Annotated in this window: 1 protein-coding gene; it reads left to right on the plus strand. The window is 48.5% G+C overall.

All coding sequences use genetic code 11. The features are described from left to right. Positions 1-353: transposase (locus EWH91_RS14360; protein ID WP_165364347.1), on the plus strand; the 353-nt coding region annotated here is incomplete at its 5' end. Between the last annotated feature and the right edge of the window lie 148 nt (positions 354-501).

Consider the following 501-nt stretch of genomic DNA (forward strand, 5'->3'; position numbering starts at 1 on the left):
ATCGGAAGAATCGGGCTTTCTGCAAGGCACGCCACATCCGGCTCAGCGGACCGAAACTCGGCCGTAGGCCGAAAGATAAGCAGGCCCGGAAAACAGATCGAAGGGTGGAGCAGTGCGACTTTAAAGGCCGGATCCCGGTTGAAGGGAAGTTTGGCCAGGCCAAACGCCGCTTTGGGCTGGACAAGATCTACGCGATGCTCAGAAATACGAGCGAAACGGTGATTGCTCTCAAGTTTCTGGTTTTGAACCTGGAGAGACGCCTCAGGGCTTCTCTGCGCTTTTTTATGGTTTTTACGAACGTTCGTTCTATTTCAGCGGATTTTCCGGTCATTTTCAGGCCCAAAATTGTCTGAACATTATAATTACCGAAAACGGGATTGGTTCAGCAAACCCTACGTAGTAATACTAATAATTCTTCCCGATGTTCTTTTAGATAAGGCAGTAATTCCTCTACGGTCATACCGTCAATTTCTACCACACCTTTATTACGCTTGACCCGGA

The organism is Sporolactobacillus sp. THM19-2 (assembly GCF_004153195.1).
Taxonomy (GTDB): Bacteria; Bacillota; Bacilli; order Bacillales; family Sporolactobacillaceae; genus Sporolactobacillus.